Consider the following 16,877-nt stretch of genomic DNA (forward strand, 5'->3'; position numbering starts at 1 on the left):
ATTCCTAAGGAAAAAGGAGCCGTTATGTCCCCAAAAGAATATCTCGCTATCGTCCACTGTATCGCCGGACTCAAGGAACGCACGCGTCACGCCTGGATGAAGTCAGGGCGCCAGGAGAGCGTCGCCGAACATAGCTGGCGGCTGGCCCTCATGGCATACTTCATGCACGATGAGTTTCCGCGCGCCGATCTTTGGCGCGTCCTCCTCATGGCGCTGCTGCACGACATTGGTGAGGTCTTTACCGGCGACATACCGACCTTCGAAAAAACAGCTGCCGACCGCACACGCGAGCATGCACTGCGCGATGAATGGATCGCGGGGCTCCCTGCCCCCTATCACGATGAGATACGCAGCCTCTTTGATGAAATGGATGCATGCGAGACGCAGGAGGCAAAGCTCATCCGCGCACTCGATCGGATGGAGGCTGTCATCACACATAACGAGGGAGATCCTGCGACATGGCTGCCGCTCGAATACGACCTCCAGCGCTCCTATGGTCTGCAGGAGGCGGCTTTCTCCCCTGCACTCAGAACCCTGCGTACACAGATAAACATCGAGGTTGATGATGTCATCTCATCGCTGAACCAAAAAAAGGAGACTACAATATGAAAACGAACTACGGCAACTGGATTTCTACCCCGATGATGAAACTCCTCACCGCTATCGCAGCAGCATTCTACGTGCTCACCGTTCTCTACGCAGTCGTATTCGACCGCGTAACAGCGCCATTTTTCATCCTCGCCATCCTCGCCGGTCTTGCAACACTTGTCACCCTCTATATGTACTACTGCCGCACGGTCTTCTCCTTCGAGGGGGGCGGACTCATGCGCCGCATTCACAGCTATCTGCTCGATCAGCTCCCGTGGGACGGGCGCGGCAAAGCACTCGATGTTGGCTGTGGCTCAGGTGCTCTCAGTATCGCTATGGCGAAGCGCTTCCCTCTCGCCAAGGTGCATGGCATCGACTACTGGCCGCCCATGTGGAACTACGGACAGCAGCAGTGCGAGTCGAACGCCGCCGCTGAGGGCGTCGCAGAACGCTGTGTTTTTCAGCATGGAGATGCAGCAAAGCTCGACTTCCCCGACAATCATTTCGATGCAGTTGTCAGCAACTTTGTCTTTCATGAAGTGCGCACGCAGAAGGACAAATTTATGCTCGTTGAGGAGACACTGCGTGTGGTGAAAAAGGGTGGTGCCTTCGCTCTGCATGACACCTATGGCAACAAGGACATGTACGGCAACATGGACGAGTTCCTCCTCTATCTAAGAGAGAAAGGGATCTCTGATATCTCCTACATCCCAAATACAGAGCGAAACATCCCCATGCCGCTCCTCCTTCGCTTCATGCTGCGCGGCGTTGGGATGCTCTATGGAACGAAATAACGAAAGGAAAATGCCTGTGTTCATCAAGTCCATCCCCATCGCACTCGCGGCAGTCACACTTCTCTGTGCGCCTACATACGCAGGGACAACAGAAGCACCTGCATCCATCCCGCGCCCCTCATTTCCTGCCACAATCCCGCAGGGCATGGCGGTCGACGCAGGACTTGTCTCCGCGTTGCATTTTATATTGCCTGCACCGAACCCCAACATCCTAGCGATGCCCACAGCAGAGCCGACGGATGTCACGATTGCCGGCGAGGCGACAGCGACCGAGGAGCAGATGCTCACCTACCTCCTGCGCCGCAACCCGAAGCCGAAACTCACAGGCACACCCGAAGAACTCGTACACGCCTACTACGAAGAAGCGGAGCACGAGGGCGTGCGTCCCGATGTCGCTCTCGCACAGGCCTTCAAAGAGACAGGCTTCTTTGCCTACGGCGGCGATGTGGACTGGAAGCAAAACAATTTTTGTGGACTCGGTGCCACGGGAAACGGCGCAAAGGGACTCTCCTTCCCCGACATACGCACGGGGGCGCGCGCGCATATCCAGCATCTCCTCGCCTATAGCCGCAAAGAGCGCCCGACGAAGCCCATCGTCGACCCGCGCTATGAACTCATCCGCACGAATCGCCCCGATATCTACGGAAAGCTGACAAATTGGACTCAACTCAACGGTGTCTGGGCCGTCCCCGGCAAAAACTATGGACAGGAGATCCTCATCATTCGTGACACCGCACGCACGCCTGACGGTTCTGATGCTGCCCTGCGCGCCGCGAATGCCCACATCATGCAGGCGGGCGACGCCGAGGGCTACATCTATCGCGGACTCGTCTACCTCCATCGCAATGCATACACCGAGGCGTTGAACGACTTCAAGGCCGCACAGAAAAGGAATACGAAGCGCACCGAACCCTACCTCGGCATTGCACTCGCCCACGCAGGCGCGGGGGACGTAAAGGAAGCACACCGCGCCTATGAGGCCTACCTCAAAGTCGCGCCCAGCGACGCCGACGCCCTCTATAACTACGGACTCATACTCCTCGCCGAGAACAATCCCACAAAGGCAGCCAAAGTCCTTCAAGATGCCATCCGTCGATCCCCTAATAACGCGGACATCTACAGTCCCCTCGCCGTCGCCTTCATTCATACAAAGGACTATGCGGGCGCATGGAAAGCCCTCGCAGATGGTTCTGCCATCGCCCCCGCAAACACCGACATTCTCGTCAACCAAATTCTCCTGCAGGCGTGTCTGAAGGAAGTCAGCGACAAGAAACACAAGAAAAATAAGGAACAACTCAGCACGAAAAAAGAAACCAAATAGCGCTCCTATCTCGTTTTCTTCACAACACAAAAAAGCCGCTGCGAGGCTCTTGCTCGGAGCGGCTTTTTTATAAAGTCACATATTACTCTTCAAGCTTTAGGAGGCCTGGCTGCTCGATGTTCCACTTATCCTTCTTCTGAGAGAATAATGCAGGCATATCAACGCTGAGCTTGTCATAGCTCTTACCCACCTCATAGCGTGCAGCAAATGTCTCTTTCATGCCGGCTTCTTCGTGCATTTTCTGATCGTACGGGAACATCGGACTCGGTATGACAGCGTAATCCCCCGGCTGACCTGGGATATCATAGGCCCAGAATGTCGCCTCGTTGACATCCTCGACGGTCTCGAATTTCGGCATAGCCTTGCCGTTCTCGACGGCAGCATGATCCGAGCAGATGAGAAGGTGCAGACTATATTTGTCAATGATCGGCTGACAGAGCTCCGCCCCACGCTCTGGCGAAAATGTCTCGCGCATGGCGTGATAATCATCGAGAAGATCCTGCCAGATAGGCTTGCTCTCGAGCAGTGCATCCAGATCGATATCCTCCTCCGGTTCCGGCTCCGGTTCGGGCTCCGGCTCCGGCACGGGCTCTGGTTCCGGTTCCGGCTCTGGCAGAGGTGCCGCTGCGGGGCGCGTCTTCAGCTCATCGATGTCCGCAGCAAACTGCTTTGCCTGTTCCTCGAGCTCCTGAAGGCGCGCATCAAATCCCTGCACCTGATCTTTGAGTGCAGCAACCTGGATCGCCGTCTGACTATCCTTTGCAACGGATGCCTGAATCTCCGCCGAAAGCCGCTCTGCTTCAGTGCGCAGCCAAGAGACATGTCCCTCGATCACATCGACTGTGCCGCCTGTCTGCCGCCATGCATAATGCGTCGCGACACCAGCGATTGCAACACTCGCCACTACGAGAACGAACGAGAGTATCGTCATCACGTCCGCCATCATGGGGTGAATGAAACCCACAGACTCCGCGGCGACTGCCGCAGCCTCATTTCCCATCAATCATCATCCCTTTCCCTTTATCATGATCAAACGCACAAGGCGATTTTACGGCAAAAATATACCTCTAATAAATTCTCTGCATCCTCCCAAAATTCCTGCTAAAATCCACACAGATAATTTTCAAGATGAGATTCCATTTTCCAGTAAACACGCAAGACATAAAAAAGAGCCGCCCCGCGCGAAACGACTCTTTGATATGACTGTATCGCCAGGCAGGATCAGAGTGCTCTAACGAGCTCTGCACCGAGATCCTTGCTGCCCTGAATGCCCTCTGCATCCGGCTCATTTTCGACGATGAACGTATTGACGAGCTTTGCACCAGCGGCTGTCGTGCGCTCGGACCAGGTCTCCATCCATGCGCCTGCTCCCCAGCCCCACGAGCCAAAGAGAACAACAGGCTTGCCGGAGAGCTTGCCGCTGTCGACAGCGCCTGCAAAGAACGGCTCATACGACCCCTCCTCGAGTTCCTCAGCGCCCATCGAGGGGCAGCCGAGTGCGAGACCGTCAAAGTTGTCAATCTGATCGACGGAGAAGCTGTCTACCTCGAAGAGTTCTGCCTCAGCTCCTGCGCCCTGTGCGCCCTCAGTGACAGCTCCTGCCATCTTCTCTGTGTTGCCCGTACCGGACCAGTACACAACTGCTACCTTTGCCATGTAAAATCCTCCTCATAAGAAACGTGGGAGAGTTCTCCCTATACTGCCTGCACCAACTCGGCAAGAGGGCTTCCTGCCTCAAGCCGTGTACAGAACTCCTGTGTACAGACCGAGTACTGCTCAAAGAGTGCCCGTGCCTCGGTCTCGTTCGTATAGACCTTCCAGTATCCACTGCAGACAAAGTCCTGCCCGCGCCGCGTGATGAAGCCTCGCACATCCTCAGGCGGATAGCCGAGAAAAAGGCCCACCTCCGGAGGAAGTGTCTTACGCACACGCATCCTAAGGCGCAGGAACTCGAGCCGCTCCTCCATGCTGTCGGTAATGCGATACCCCGCCTCGCACAAAAGATCCTGTGCTGCGGGCACCGCAAGAGCACGCGCTACAAGTTCTGCCCGATAAAATAGAATGAGGACGTACTCCTCCCCCTCAGCTACGCGGAACGTCGAGATTCCTTTGCAGGAAAAACACGGCTCATAGGACGCGAGCAGTGCATCAAAATCCTGAAAGCGACTCTTTTGGAAGGATAGAAGACTTCCTGCCGTCAGACCCGCAAGCATGGGTGCAGCGTGATAACCGAGCAAATGCTCGAAATCTGGACAACGCATCGTAATATCTCCCTCTGCCTCAAGGCGCAGTAAAACGCCCCCGAAAATTCGTCTGGTAATTCATTATACAGCAAACGATTCTCATTAGCAATAGATTTTCTCACAGAGGAGAGTATTATGCTATGGTCTGCTCCTATTATAGCGGAGATTTCCATCAGTGACAACAGAATCTTTTCTATTTCTCATAGGAAGAATTACGTGCGGGCCCTGCCCACCTGTGCTTGAAAACATTGACAAAGCGCCTCGTCTGTGCTACGTTTGTCAAGGTATATTACAGCCAAAGGAAGCCAGTCTATGATACATCTGAAAAATATTATTAAAACATATGATGGAGACATCCATGCTCTGCGCGACATTGATCTCTCCATCGAGCGAGGCAGCATCTACGGCATTATCGGGCTCTCGGGAGCGGGCAAGTCTACGCTCATTCGCTGCATCAATATGCTTGAGTGTCCGACGAGCGGTGAGGTACTCATTGACGGACGCGACCTGATGAAGATGAGTGAGCACGAGCTGCGAGAGGAACGCCGCCATATCGGCATGATTTTCCAGCATTTCAATCTGCTCTCCTCTGCAACGGTCTATGATAATGTCGCCTTTCCGCTGAAACTCGCGGGGAAATCTGCGGGCGAAATCAAACCAAAAGTGACGGAGCTGCTCACACTCGTTGGCCTCGCAGACAAGGCGGAGGCCTATCCGAGTCAGCTCTCCGGCGGGCAAAAACAGCGCGTCGGCATCGCGCGGGCTCTCGCAAATGATCCAAAGGTGCTCCTCTGTGACGAAGCAACATCCGCGCTCGATCCGCAGACGACGAAGTCCATCCTTGCTCTCATCCGCGATATCAACCGCCGCATGGGTCTGACCGTCGTCGTCATCACCCACGAGATGCAGGTCATCAAGGACATTTGTGATCGAGTCGCAGTCCTCAACGGCGGTGTCATCGCCGAAGAAGGTGATGTGGTGGATGTCTTCACCGCGCCGTGCGAGCCGATCACAAAAGAGTTCATCAGCGTACTGCTCTCAAATGAGCTGCCGACGGCATTTCGCGGCAACCCGATCGAGGATCATCCGAGCCGCGACAGTTACATGCTGCTGCGCCTCACCTTCCTCGGCGAGCGAGCGGACGATCCTGTCCTCGCAGATATGATCCGTCTCTTCCCAGACATCGAGGTCACAATGCTCTTTGGAACTCTCGACCAGATCAAGGAGATGCCGTTTGGCCGCATGATCATTGGGATACGCGGTGAACGTGCTGTGATCGAATCGGCCATCTCGTATCTCTCTGCGCAGCATTTGAAACAGGAGGTGATCGGCTATGTCCGCCGAAATGATGCCGCTCCTCTCTAAGGCACTGGGTGAAACCATCTACATGGTCATTGTCAGCATGGCAATCTCAACCGCCATCGGCATACCACTCGGCGTTCTCCTGCACGTCACGAACAAGGGAGAAATCCTTGATGCGCCGATGGTCAACCGCACAGTCGGAGCCGTCGTCAATGCCGTGCGCTCCATCCCGTTCATCATCCTGATGGTTGCAATCATCCCGCTGACGCGTTTCATCGTTGGCTCTGCCATCGGTACGACAGCGGCAATGGTACCGCTCGTCATCGCCTCCGTCCCCTTCATCGGACGTCAGGTGGAGACCTCGCTGCGCGAGGTGCCGCACGGACTCATCGAGGCAGCACTCGCGATGGGGGCGACACCGATGCAGATCATCACACGCGTACTGCTCCCCGAGTCGATGCCCGGTATCGTCAGCCAGCTCACGACAGTCATCATTGCTCTCGTCGGTGAGTCAGCCATGGCAGGTGCGATCGGCGGCGGCGGTCTCGGCGACCTCGCAATCCGCTACGGCTATCAGAGGTTCCGTCCCGATATCATGATTGCGACTGTCGTCATTCTCATCGTTCTCGTCCAGCTCGTGCAGTTTGCAGGCAACCACCTCGCAGCACGGCTTGATAAGAGATAGATTTTATTATTGTTCATTGGTAATACGATGCCAAAAAGAGCCCCCTAGTGGAGCAAGTGAGTCCAGTGTACGGTATGTTCGGACAGATTCCTTTCGTTCATATGAGTATGCAAGCACACGATCACTTACGTAAGGGGTGTTTGCATTGGGTGCGTATTACAGAGAAGGAGGTTTTTATGAAGAAACTACTCACACTCGTACTCGCAGTCACGACGCTTGCCCTCATCGGCTGCGGCGGCGGCGCGGACAAGAGCAGCGGCGGCTCCGACGCAAAGGCAGAGAAAGTCGTCAAAGTCGGTGCGTCCCCCGTACCGCACGCCGAAATTCTCGAGGTTATCAAACCTGAGCTTGAAAAGGAAGGCGTCAAGCTCGAGATCGTCGAATTCAACGACTACGTGCAGCCGAATCTCGCGACGAACGACAAGGAGATCGACGCAAACTTCTTCCAGCATGAGCCGTATCTCAAGAACTTCGTCACCGAGCATCCCGAGTTGAAGCTCGTGAACGTCCTCGGCGTCCACGTCGAGCCGATGGGTATTTACTCGCACAAGATCAAGAACATCAACGAACTCAAAGACGGCGCACAGGTCTCCATCCCGAGCGATCCCACGAACGGCGGACGTGCCCTGCTTCTCCTCGAGCGCGCAGGACTCCTCAAGCTCAAGGACGGCGTCGGTGCAGCCGCGACCGTGCAGGATGTCGTCGACAACCCGAAGAAGCTGAACTTCAAGGAGATCGAGGCACCGCAGCTGCCGCGTACGCTCGACGATGTGGACATCTCCGTCATCAACACGAACTGGGCAATGCAGGCGGATCTCGTACCGACGCGCGACGCCCTCTTCATGGAGGACAAGACCTCTCCGTACGTGAACATCCTCGTCGTCCGTGAGGGCGATGAGAAACGCCCCGAGATTCAGGCGCTCATGAAGGCGCTCCACTCCGAGGCAGTCAAGAACTTCATCAACGAGAAATACAAAGGCGCGATCATCCCTGCATTCTGAGGAATGATTGCGTAAATGGGAGGCTGCTGCAAGCAGTCTCTTTTTTATTTCCTTCTCAGGAACGATGTGATAAAATATCTCATTATGAATAAGATTCTCAGCAAACTTTACGCACTCAAACGCCGCGAGCGGATCTATGGCATACGCAACCCACTCACCTACGACTTTCTCCATCACAATATGCACCACCTGCACGTCCTGCTCTTCCACAGTGCCGATCAGCAGGATTTTACCCGTGGGCCGATCGTTCGGCAGCTGCTCATTTTCATGCTGCCCATCCTGCTCTCGCAGCTGCTCCAACAGTTCTACACCATCGCGGACACCGCCCTCATCGGGCAGGCACTCGGCGCAGAGGCGCTTGCGGCCGTCGGCACAGCGAGCCTCATACTCTCCGTCTGCATCAACTTCTTCATCGGCTTCTCGGCGGGACTCTCCGTCCTTGTTTCCAATCTCTATGGAGAAAAGGACTATACGCGCCTGAGCGCACTTGTGCAGAGCATCTTTGTCACCGTCCTTGCATTTGCCGTCTGCCTCACTGCTGCGGGCATCCTGCTCACCCCGCAGCTGCTTGCAGCACTCTCGACCCCCGCAGAACTCATTCCGACAGCAAGCACCTACCTGCGCATCACCCTCGGCGGGATGCTTGCGCAGCTCCTATACAATACCGCGAGCGCGATCCTGCGTGCGCTTGGCAATACGACAAGTGCCCTCCACTACCTTGCCGCTGCCGTCGTGTTCAACATCGCACTCGATATTCTCCTTCTCTTCATCATCCCCTGCGGCATCGCGGGTGCGGCACTTGCCACCGTCGCCGCACAGTATGCGGCGGCACTGCTCGCCCTGCGCAAAATCCTCCACCTCCACGGTGCATGGCAGTTTCGCCTCGCCCGCCCCTTCTTTGTGCCAAATCACCTCACGCCCATCCTTGGCACGAGTATTCCCGCCGGTCTCCAAGCAGTCTTTATGAGCATCTCCTCTCTTGTCATTCAGACCTACATCAACACATTCGGCTATGCGGCGATGGCGGGCATGACCGTCTACGCACGCATCGAAGGATTCCTCTACTACCCGCTCTTTGCGTTCGGCATCGCCCTCACGAGCTTCATCGGGCAGAATGTCGGCGCACACGACATCGCGCGCGTGCGTGCGGGGCTTGGCACAAGCCTACGCCTCGCTGCATTCGGCGCGATGGGTATGGCACTCGTCGCAGGGCTCTCTGCTCCGACGCTCGTCCTTCTCTTTACCGATGACCCCGCTGTCGTAGAGAATGCACTCGATGCTGTCTGCTACACCTTCCCATTTTACTTCCTTTACGGCATCAACCAAGTCTACATTGGTGCGATGCGCGGACTCGGCAACACTCTCTACCCAATGATGACCGCACTTGCCGCCTATTGCCTCTTCCGTGTTGTGTGGTGCTGGGCATGGGATCTCGTCGGCATCCACTCCATGCACATCGTCTACAACGCATACAACGTCAGCTTCCTTGTTATGGGAACGCTGCTCTATCTCGGATGCAAACGTGAGCTGTGCCGTACAGCACGGAAAATCAGCGCATAAGAAAAAAGTCTTATCACACGCAGGGTGCGTATGATAAGACTTTTTCTTGCAACGATTACGGCGTTGCTGGTGTCTCGGCGTTCACAGCACCGCGGCGGATCATGTCTCCGACGCGCAGATCATAGGTCAGTGCCTGTTTGTGCAGGGTCTCGGCACGGGCGAATTCCTCAGGAAGGCCTGTATCAAGCCCTCTCACAAAGCTCTCATAGGAGGCAATCGACGCCTCGGTCGCCGCCTTTCTCTGGGCGGCGAGATAAGCCGCGCCGTGCGGGATCTCGACGGCATCGAGCTCGCGCTGATATTTTTTCAGCACAGGGATCACATCATCCTGTAGGAGGCGAATGAGCGCCTTGCGATACTCGATCGTATAGGTGCTGCGTTCTGTTTCGGTAAGATTGCGGAACTCACGCTGCGATGATCGAAAGACGCCGTTATAGCGGTCGACAATGGGTCGCGTCGCCTCGATGTATCGTGAGACATCGGCAGCAGAAGCCGTCTGTACGGCCTCAAGATAGGCACGATAATTTGCGACGCGCACAATCTGCCAGCCCGTATCTCCCTTTTCCATTCGCAGCTGCAGCGGGAACTCGAGGCTCGTTCCGCCATCACGGACAGTAACGGTCGCAACAGCAGCACTTCCGTCACGTGCGACCTCCCCAACAGCCAAAAGTTCTGTATCGCGCAGATGACTGCACTCCATCAGGTATTCGTAGTCAATGCCGAGCTGACGTCCCTTGAGTTCATTCACTCCCTCAGGATCCATCCATACGTTCTTCTGAACGGCAGTCTCTATCGTATCTGTCAGGCCTGCAGTAACGCTCCCCTTGATACTCTGATAAAACTTGCCGGAGGCGGTCCGTTCAGCCTCCTTGAGACTCGTATCGCGGGCAAACAGGACATAAGTGAGATCATCATATCCTGCATCCGTGAGAGCTGCAAGATTCACACGCCTCTGAAAGCCCTCGAGATCGTGCTGCTCAAGCGCCGCAGCCGCCTCCTGGAGTGCGTATTCGGGCCGTTGAATGTAGTAAACGAGATACCACGCGATCACCGCGATTGTCAGAACGATCAAAGCCGCCGCAAGCTTAAACTTTCGCTCGTGTGCCCTGCGTCGCCGCGCCAAGCGTACGCGCCATGCAAACTCATCCATCGGCATCACTACGCCCTCCCTTCGCATAAAATTCAAACGCTGTCATTATAGCATTGAAGTTTCCTTCCATGCAACGCCCTCCGATAAATCCCTTAACCGAATTCTTGCTGTATTTTCATTTGAATAAATTCTATATAAATCGTATTCTCTTATTGACAAAATCATATAATAGGTATTAATATAAAGATAAAAATTGCATATAGAGGAAATAGGCGTCGAGAGACTTAATCTGGAATTCGGTGAGGAGTCACTGATAAAATGAAGTCCGCCAAATTGGTACAGATTTTTTGACCTGTCAAGGAGACAAACCGGACGCATAGCAAAGGCTATGTGGAGGATTTGTCGACGCAGAGAGGGCGAAAAAGATGTGCTAAGATGGCGGTGCTGAGTTTATCAGCGACTCCTCGAAGCCGAAGCGGTCCCGCCACTGTAAGGAAGAGCCTGCACACAATAATGTCACTGGAGCAATCTGGGAAGGCGCGTGCAGACGATGACACCAAGCCAGGATACTTACCTATTTCAACATCACCGTCGGTCTTTGCGGATTTCAGAGGCCGGTACCTGCGAGCGATGGGTAGGGGATTTTGTCGATACTTGATGACAAAGCATCTCCGGCTGTATTTCATATGCCGGTTTTTCTTTTCTCAAAAAGCGATCCGTCTGAACCAATCTTGGTCGCAGACGGATTTTTTCATGAGAAAGAAGTGATCATATAGGACTTATTGTCTATATTTTTCAAAAAGACTTTTAATACTGTTTTTTCAAAGAGAATGGAGGCTCTTTCATGTCTGAGAAAAGGAAACAGAAGCATCTTGTCGCGGGTGTCCTGTGGATGCTCCTTGCGGGCGCACTGTGTCCCCCTGCGACAGCAGCTGCAGAGACGGTGTCTGCGCCGAGCTCCGCCGTGGATGGCGAGCAGGTTACCGCATCGTCCAGCCAATACACAACGCCCGACATTACCGTAGAGGCGAAACGGCCTGCATGGGAGGAGATCCTCTCCCCCGGTACTGTGACCGTCATTCGTCCCGAGGAGTTCAAGGGGGAACAAAAGACCCTGCCTGACTTCCTCAAAATGGTGCCGGGCGTCCATGTGCGCGAGGTCAACGGCAAGGGACAGTACACGACGGTGACCGTGCGCGGTTCAACGGCGGCACAGGTCGGCGTCTTCGTAGACGGTGTGCTGACGAACCTCGGCGGCGACGCAGCAGTTGATATCTCTACGATCCCAGTGAGCAACGTCGAGCGCATTGAGGTATATCGCGGCTACATCCCCGCACGCTTTGCAGGTACCTTCATTGGCGGCGTCATCAACGTCGTGACAAAGAAGCCGACGGGGGCACACGGCTCTGCCGAGATCGGGCCGAGCTCGTTCGGCGGAAAAAAGGCATCCGTCGAGATCACAGCCCCCGTCGGCAGCGGCAGCCTCCTCTTCGGACTCAATCACGAGCAGCGGGACGGGGATTTCCCCTACCGCAGCTATGCGGCGGAGCAGTGGTTTACCAATCACACAACGGGACGGCTTTATACGCAAATACGAAACAGGATCAATCAGTTTGAGGCCATGACTCCGACGGAGCGAGCCTCCTACGATGCCGTTCACGGTGCAAACGCATGGCAAACCCAGGTCAACAATGATAAAAATACGCTCAGGCCATACCAGCAGCGTGCCGATGCGGCGAGCGACTCACGACGCTGGCGGAAATACAACGACTTTAAGAACACCGATCTCCTGCTCAAGTGGCAAAACGATGACTGGATGATCAAAGGTACATATAAAGTAGTCAACCGCCATCTGCCGGACAGCCTCTGGGTCCTAACAGACGGTATTGACAGTCTGATTGACCCCGGCATGTTCGCTGATTGGAAGGATATGTATAAGTACGACAGCCGGCATCAGAACCTCAAGGCTGCCGAACTTCTCGTACAACGACGCTATCTCGGCAAGCGTTTTGAATGGGGATGGATGATCGACTACCTGAACCAGAGCAAGGACTACCGCGCCGAACACGTAAACGACGCGTTGAAAAAACAGATTTTGATCCCCATGCGTGAGTGGAGCCGTTACCGCTCAAACAAATACAATATACAGCTGGACGGCACCTATCAGCTTGGCAAGCGCAATATGCTTGATTTCCAGATGAACTACTCGCACGAGCGCATGAATATCCGCGGTGACGGGCTTGATAAAGTCATCGACGATGTACAAGCCAGCATTGGGAATCTCTGGGCACAGATGCGCGATCAATATGATCAGGATATCTTCAACCTGCAGGTGCAGGATACGATCACGCTCGATAAGAAAAGTTCCTGGCAGCTGACCCCTGCCATCCGCTACAATCGCTCAAAAATCACAGGATACAGCCGATTTGGGCGTTTTGACCCCAGAAAAACATACCATTGGGTGCATCCGAAGGACGATCAGGTCGATGCCAAGGTAACGTGGCAGCTTGCACTCAAAAAGGAGTTTAACGATCACTTCACCATGCGCATGACGGGCGGCACCTACTTCCGCTTGCTCAACATGTATGAGATTGCAGGCGATGGTGCAGGCATCCTGCCATCACCGATCGACTATAAGGGGAGCGGTGCAAAGTTCCCACAGCCGGAGTATGGCAAGCAGTTCGATCTCAGCGCCATCTGGGATGGAAAAGCTCTGGGTGCTGATAATCGAACAACGCTCACCTATTTCTGGCGCAATTCGGAACGTATGCTGCAGCTCTATCGTGCGGGGCTTAACTACAGCTCCTATTTCAACGATGTCCGAGGTCAAGCACATGGATTTGAGCTGCAAACAAATTTCCACTGGAGGAAGTTCGACTTTGATCTTGAAGGAACCTATCTCAATATCGCAACGCAGCGACAGAACTCCTCTCCCGGCCTCCATTACACCTGGTTCGAGGTACATCCAACCTACCAACCGAAATGGGAGGGAAATGCCCGTTTCACCTATCGTCCAACGGAGCGCTGGTCTTTCTTCACTGATCTCCATTACATTTCGAGGTACTACACACATTATATGATTGATGAAGGTGCCCCAAATTTTGACGGACGTCCAACGGCACCTCTGACGACCGTCAACCTCGGACTGAAATGGTCTCCGAAAAAGGATATGACCCTCACTCTTGGGTGTAACGACATCTTTAACCGAGGACCAAAAGCAACCGTATTCAGCGAGCAAGAATTCGGCAGTGAGCCCTCAGATGTAAATATAGAGTATCCACTTCAGGGACGCACCTATTATGCATCATTCCGTTACGAATTCTAGGAAGGAGATTTCATCATGAAAGCAAATTTCAACAAGCGGCAATGTCTTCAGCTGAGCACGCTGGTAGTGACAGGTCTTCTCTGTGCCTCGACCGCGAGTGCAGCGGAACTGGTCTCTGCCGTACCATCCAACTATGCACGCAGCGAGATTGGTACCATCACCGGCTCACGTGTCACAACAGAGGTCGACGCTGCGCCTCATAAGGGTGTTGTAAAAGGCCTTGGTGGAGATCCTGCCTCATTTAATTTTCATCAACAAGGTAAAAGCAAGGTTTTCTTGCGCCAGTACACGTATAGCACAACAGACCTAAAAGCCAACAAAATCTTGGATCCAAACACCTCAGGAGCGGCATCCATCGAGGCTGAAGGGATGAGTCCATCCGTCCCGAATGCACATGCTGCAGCCGCAAACGACGAGTATATATATCTCACTGGATATGATCTCGGACAGATTGGTGTTTTCCAGCAGCAGGGCAAGCTGATCCAAGAAAAGTCAGCCGCCGTAGTCAATCTAAAGAACGACATCAAACAGTACTGCGGCTATAACTTCAATGAATCCTTTGAAAACCTCGACGACGGTACACACCATGTTGGTGACCCCACGAAAGCACAGGTACACGGCGAAGCATTGCTCGTTGACGGGAAGAATCTGTATGTGGCAACCTCCGTCAATCCGAACGGCGGCTATGACCCCTATGACGATGGTTTCCTCATGCAGTATGAGATCCAAAGCGACGGCAGTCTAAAGTTCGGCAGTTACACCCGCATCAGCCGCAACATCGACCAGGGACGACTCAACAAGTTCAATGATCAGATCCTGGTCTCCTGCATCGGCGGCTATCAGCACTACGACGGAACCGGCAACAAGAAACATACAGCCATCAGCATCGCCAAGCTCGGTGAGGGCGGAAAGCTGGTAGGCACAGAGCAGCGCCGTGCAGTCCTGCCGGATCACGTCAAAGCCACAGGCGAGGATATGCGTGATCTCAAAGTGCTGCCAAACGGTACGGCTTATGTCATGACCTACAATCTGAGTCCATCCGGCAGCAAAATCGATGCACACGTCTATCAGACAACGATATCCAACCTAATGTCTGAGCATCCGGAGGACTGGCAGTCCCTTGCTTCGGTCGAGTCTCAGGAAGGCTGGTTCGGCAAGCTCAACGCCGAATACTACACGAAACGTCTCTGGCTCGAGCTGGGCGATGCACTGAGCGTCTACACCGACGGCGATAAAACAGCAAAGTATCAATGGAAGGCAAAAGACTTTGCATCGAAGAACTATGAGCGCTTCAACAAGGTCACAATGATTGATCCGGACTGGGTCTCCGGCAATATCGCCTCCGTTGTGATGACTCTTCCTGCGGAACTGGGCGGAGGAACGACCGCCGCAGAGGAGAATGCTAAAGCCATTTGGAAAACAAATGCGGATATTACAGCCCCCATTACGGATCGCCACAGCTTTACCAACAGTACAGTGGTAAGTATTGGAAAGGACCTGCTTGGAGATCCACACACCAATGTTATTGCGGCTATCTCTGGATCAAATGGAAACCGCCTTAACATCAGCGCACGCAAGAATCCTTTGCACCTGCAGGTAGAGAACACAGTCGGCAATCCGACCGGAATCTATGCTGGAAAAGGAACAAACGTTACCGTAACAGCGAGCGAGGTCAACATCATTACAAAAGGACTCCCGGGCGGCAATTCTTTGACCAATGCGATTCACCTTGACGCACAAAAAGATAAGGAAGCCACGCTTACGGTCAATGCCTCGACCAATATCTCGATGTCAGGTGGCCTAGGCGGGAATGGTGTTGCTATCCAAAAAAGCGATCGTTTGGGCGAAAAATCCTACGAGGCAACTCATGTATCAAAAATCCGCATCAACGGCGATTTAAAAATAGCTGGTACACGCACAGACGAGTGGGGCATCCCACTCAATCGCGAAAATGTTTTTTCCCGATTCAACAATGCGGGACTCCTCACGCAAGTTGAAAAGAGCGAGATTATCATTGCCGGCAATAATGTAAAAGGAATAAATGGAAATGCCGACATGACGGTCTATGGCAATGGCGCAACCGCAAATGCCAAAGACAGCAAAATATATATTGCGGGAGGCGGACATATTCAGGTTCCTGCAGGGACGAAATATAGCTATTATGCCCTTGCGGCCTACCAAGGCAGCATTTCTATGAATATGGGTGAGGACGGCGCAAAGATTGCCAACAACAAGAAAGGTGCACAAATTGCAGACGTCCAGCTTGACGGCGATCTCTTTGCCCTGCCCACAGGACAACTCGATGTCGCACTTGCGACAAATAACTCCTACCTGCACGGTCTCGTTGATAACGGCGGTACGGCAAATCTCTATCTGCAAAACGGCGCAAAATGGCTGAATGAGGGACGCAATGAGCGCTACTATCAGGATAACGAGGACATCGGTGCGGGCACTCTCACAGACGGCAAATATATTCCCAAGAGCCGCATTACGAACTTCTACGGCGGCGCAGCAGAGTCGTCACGTAGCTTCATCTTCCAGAAGAACGCCCAAGAAATTGCGATCGACAATTACAGCGGGCATACGAAGGTTGTCTACGAACATGATGCTGCGGCACCGACCGTGATGAAGGGCGGCGACATCCGCATTGCAAAGGCAGCAGAGAACAGCGGCATCACCCTCTCCACGCACAACGCAGGGCTCAATACGGAATCAACAAAGGCAGAGGACAAGAGCCTCGTGAATGCGACACTGAATGCACTGGCAAACAAGCTCTACTATACGGCGTATACAACGGGAGAGCGCAACCTCTCAGGTAAGGCAGAAATCGCAGAAGGTCTTGTCTCTTCCTCGGCAACACTGAAGCTCGCTCCGATCACATTCCGCAGCGAAAGTGGACAGGGGCAATACACCCCGGATACACCGAAGCCGGACACACCGAAGCCGGATACGCCGAAGCCGGATACAC

Annotated in this window: 12 protein-coding genes, 1 pseudogene and 1 riboswitch; of the genes and pseudogenes, 9 read left to right on the plus strand and 4 right to left on the minus strand. The window is 54.0% G+C overall.

From position 1 onward, the window contains the following. The first annotated feature begins 24 nt into the window (after positions 1-24). The 3 genes from HMPREF1992_RS00625 to HMPREF1992_RS00635 are packed head-to-tail and all read left to right on the plus strand — an operon-like array spanning position 25 to position 2,703. Positions 25-609: an HD family hydrolase gene (locus HMPREF1992_RS00625; RefSeq protein ID WP_037357784.1), complete on the plus strand. Its 585-nt coding sequence runs from the start codon at positions 25-27 to the stop codon at positions 607-609. After that, positions 606-1,382, plus strand: coding sequence for a class I SAM-dependent methyltransferase (locus HMPREF1992_RS00630; RefSeq protein WP_021683859.1), 777 nt, complete (start codon positions 606-608; stop codon positions 1,380-1,382). The genes HMPREF1992_RS00625 and HMPREF1992_RS00630 overlap by 4 nt, the downstream gene beginning before the upstream one ends. Before the next feature lie 10 nt (positions 1,383-1,392). Continuing rightward, on the plus strand, positions 1,393-2,703 hold the full coding sequence (locus tag HMPREF1992_RS00635; RefSeq protein ID WP_037357787.1) for a glucosaminidase domain-containing protein: 1,311 nt from the start codon (positions 1,393-1,395) through the stop codon (positions 2,701-2,703). Positions 2,704-2,785: 82 nt separating this feature from the next. On the opposite strand, the gene HMPREF1992_RS00640 is transcribed toward HMPREF1992_RS00635, so the two are convergent. The 3 genes from HMPREF1992_RS00640 to HMPREF1992_RS00650 all read right to left on the minus strand — a co-directional run bounded on the left by HMPREF1992_RS00640 (position 2,786) and on the right by HMPREF1992_RS00650 (position 4,964). Then, positions 2,786-3,703, minus strand: a complete 918-nt coding sequence (locus HMPREF1992_RS00640) for a hypothetical protein (RefSeq protein WP_021683861.1) — start codon at positions 3,701-3,703, stop codon at positions 2,786-2,788. Between the two features lie 221 nt (positions 3,704-3,924). Further along, entirely contained in the window at positions 3,925-4,359 is a 435-nt protein-coding gene (locus HMPREF1992_RS00645) for a flavodoxin domain-containing protein (RefSeq protein ID WP_021683863.1), read from the minus strand. 38 nt (positions 4,360-4,397) lie between these two features. Beyond that, the gene (locus HMPREF1992_RS00650) at positions 4,398-4,964 is read right to left on the minus strand and encodes a DUF3793 family protein (protein ID WP_037357790.1); all 567 of its coding nucleotides are present in this window, start codon (positions 4,962-4,964) and stop codon (positions 4,398-4,400) included. A gap of 294 nt (positions 4,965-5,258) precedes the next feature. On the opposite strand from HMPREF1992_RS00650, the gene HMPREF1992_RS00655 reads away from it, so the two are divergent. The 4 genes from HMPREF1992_RS00655 to HMPREF1992_RS00670 all read left to right on the plus strand — a co-directional run bounded on the left by HMPREF1992_RS00655 (position 5,259) and on the right by HMPREF1992_RS00670 (position 9,494). Beyond that, positions 5,259-6,311 carry a methionine ABC transporter ATP-binding protein gene (locus tag HMPREF1992_RS00655; RefSeq protein ID WP_021683865.1) on the plus strand — a complete coding sequence of 351 codons (1,053 nt, stop codon included), beginning with the start codon at positions 5,259-5,261 and terminating at the stop codon, positions 6,309-6,311. Next, positions 6,280-6,933, plus strand: a complete 654-nt coding sequence (locus tag HMPREF1992_RS00660; protein ID WP_037357793.1) for a methionine ABC transporter permease — start codon at positions 6,280-6,282, stop codon at positions 6,931-6,933. Before HMPREF1992_RS00655 ends, HMPREF1992_RS00660 begins: the two co-directional genes overlap by 32 nt. A 176-nt stretch (positions 6,934-7,109) precedes the next feature. Then, on the plus strand, positions 7,110-7,934 hold the full coding sequence (locus HMPREF1992_RS00665) for a MetQ/NlpA family ABC transporter substrate-binding protein (RefSeq protein ID WP_037357796.1): 825 nt from the start codon (positions 7,110-7,112) through the stop codon (positions 7,932-7,934). Positions 7,935-8,018: 84 nt separating this feature from the next. After that, a complete protein-coding gene (locus HMPREF1992_RS00670) occupies positions 8,019-9,494 on the plus strand; it encodes an MATE family efflux transporter (protein ID WP_037357802.1) in 1,476 nt (491 codons plus the stop codon). A gap of 55 nt (positions 9,495-9,549) precedes the next feature. Here HMPREF1992_RS00670 and HMPREF1992_RS00675 read toward each other — a convergent pair whose 3' ends face one another. After that, positions 9,550-10,650 carry a hypothetical protein gene (locus HMPREF1992_RS00675; RefSeq protein ID WP_081689281.1) on the minus strand — a complete coding sequence of 367 codons (1,101 nt, stop codon included), beginning with the start codon at positions 10,648-10,650 and terminating at the stop codon, positions 9,550-9,552. A gap of 187 nt (positions 10,651-10,837) precedes the next feature. Beyond that, positions 10,838-11,177: riboswitch (cobalamin riboswitch) on the plus strand. 251 nt (positions 11,178-11,428) lie between these two features. On the opposite strand from HMPREF1992_RS00675, the gene HMPREF1992_RS00680 reads away from it, so the two are divergent. Both HMPREF1992_RS00680 and HMPREF1992_RS00685 read left to right on the plus strand, forming a co-directional pair. Continuing rightward, positions 11,429-13,909, plus strand: coding sequence for a TonB-dependent receptor (locus HMPREF1992_RS00680; RefSeq protein WP_021683872.1), 2,481 nt, complete (start codon positions 11,429-11,431; stop codon positions 13,907-13,909). A gap of 15 nt (positions 13,910-13,924) precedes the next feature. Beyond that, positions 13,925-16,877, plus strand: a pseudogene (locus HMPREF1992_RS00685) (hypothetical protein); the annotation flags it as partial.

It is taken from the genome of Selenomonas sp. oral taxon 892 str. F0426 (assembly GCF_000468035.1).
In the GTDB taxonomy this organism is placed as follows: Bacteria; Bacillota; Negativicutes; order Selenomonadales; family Selenomonadaceae; genus Centipeda.

Bases quoted from the DNA above. Each gene is read 5' to 3' on its own strand.
- HMPREF1992_RS00665 (WP_037357796.1), top strand. From the start codon at position 7,110: ATGAAGAAACTACTCACACTCGTACTCGCAGTCACGACGCTTGCCCTC.
- HMPREF1992_RS00655 (WP_021683865.1), top strand. From the start codon at position 5,259: ATGATACATCTGAAAAATATTATTAAAACATATGATGGAGACATCCAT.
- HMPREF1992_RS00680 (WP_021683872.1), top strand. From the start codon at position 11,429: ATGTCTGAGAAAAGGAAACAGAAGCATCTTGTCGCGGGTGTCCTGTGG.
- HMPREF1992_RS00630 (WP_021683859.1), top strand. From the start codon at position 606: ATGAAAACGAACTACGGCAACTGGATTTCTACCCCGATGATGAAACTC.
- HMPREF1992_RS00670 (WP_037357802.1), top strand. From the start codon at position 8,019: ATGAATAAGATTCTCAGCAAACTTTACGCACTCAAACGCCGCGAGCGG.
- HMPREF1992_RS00645 (WP_021683863.1), bottom strand. From the start codon at position 4,359: ATGGCAAAGGTAGCAGTTGTGTACTGGTCCGGTACGGGCAACACAGAG.
- HMPREF1992_RS00640 (WP_021683861.1), bottom strand. From the start codon at position 3,703: ATGGGAAATGAGGCTGCGGCAGTCGCCGCGGAGTCTGTGGGTTTCATT.
- HMPREF1992_RS00650 (WP_037357790.1), bottom strand. From the start codon at position 4,964: ATGCGTTGTCCAGATTTCGAGCATTTGCTCGGTTATCACGCTGCACCC.
- HMPREF1992_RS00635 (WP_037357787.1), top strand. From the start codon at position 1,393: ATGCCTGTGTTCATCAAGTCCATCCCCATCGCACTCGCGGCAGTCACA.
- HMPREF1992_RS00675 (WP_081689281.1), bottom strand. From the start codon at position 10,650: ATGCCGATGGATGAGTTTGCATGGCGCGTACGCTTGGCGCGGCGACGC.
- HMPREF1992_RS00625 (WP_037357784.1), top strand. From the start codon at position 25: ATGTCCCCAAAAGAATATCTCGCTATCGTCCACTGTATCGCCGGACTC.
- HMPREF1992_RS00660 (WP_037357793.1), top strand. From the start codon at position 6,280: ATGTCCGCCGAAATGATGCCGCTCCTCTCTAAGGCACTGGGTGAAACC.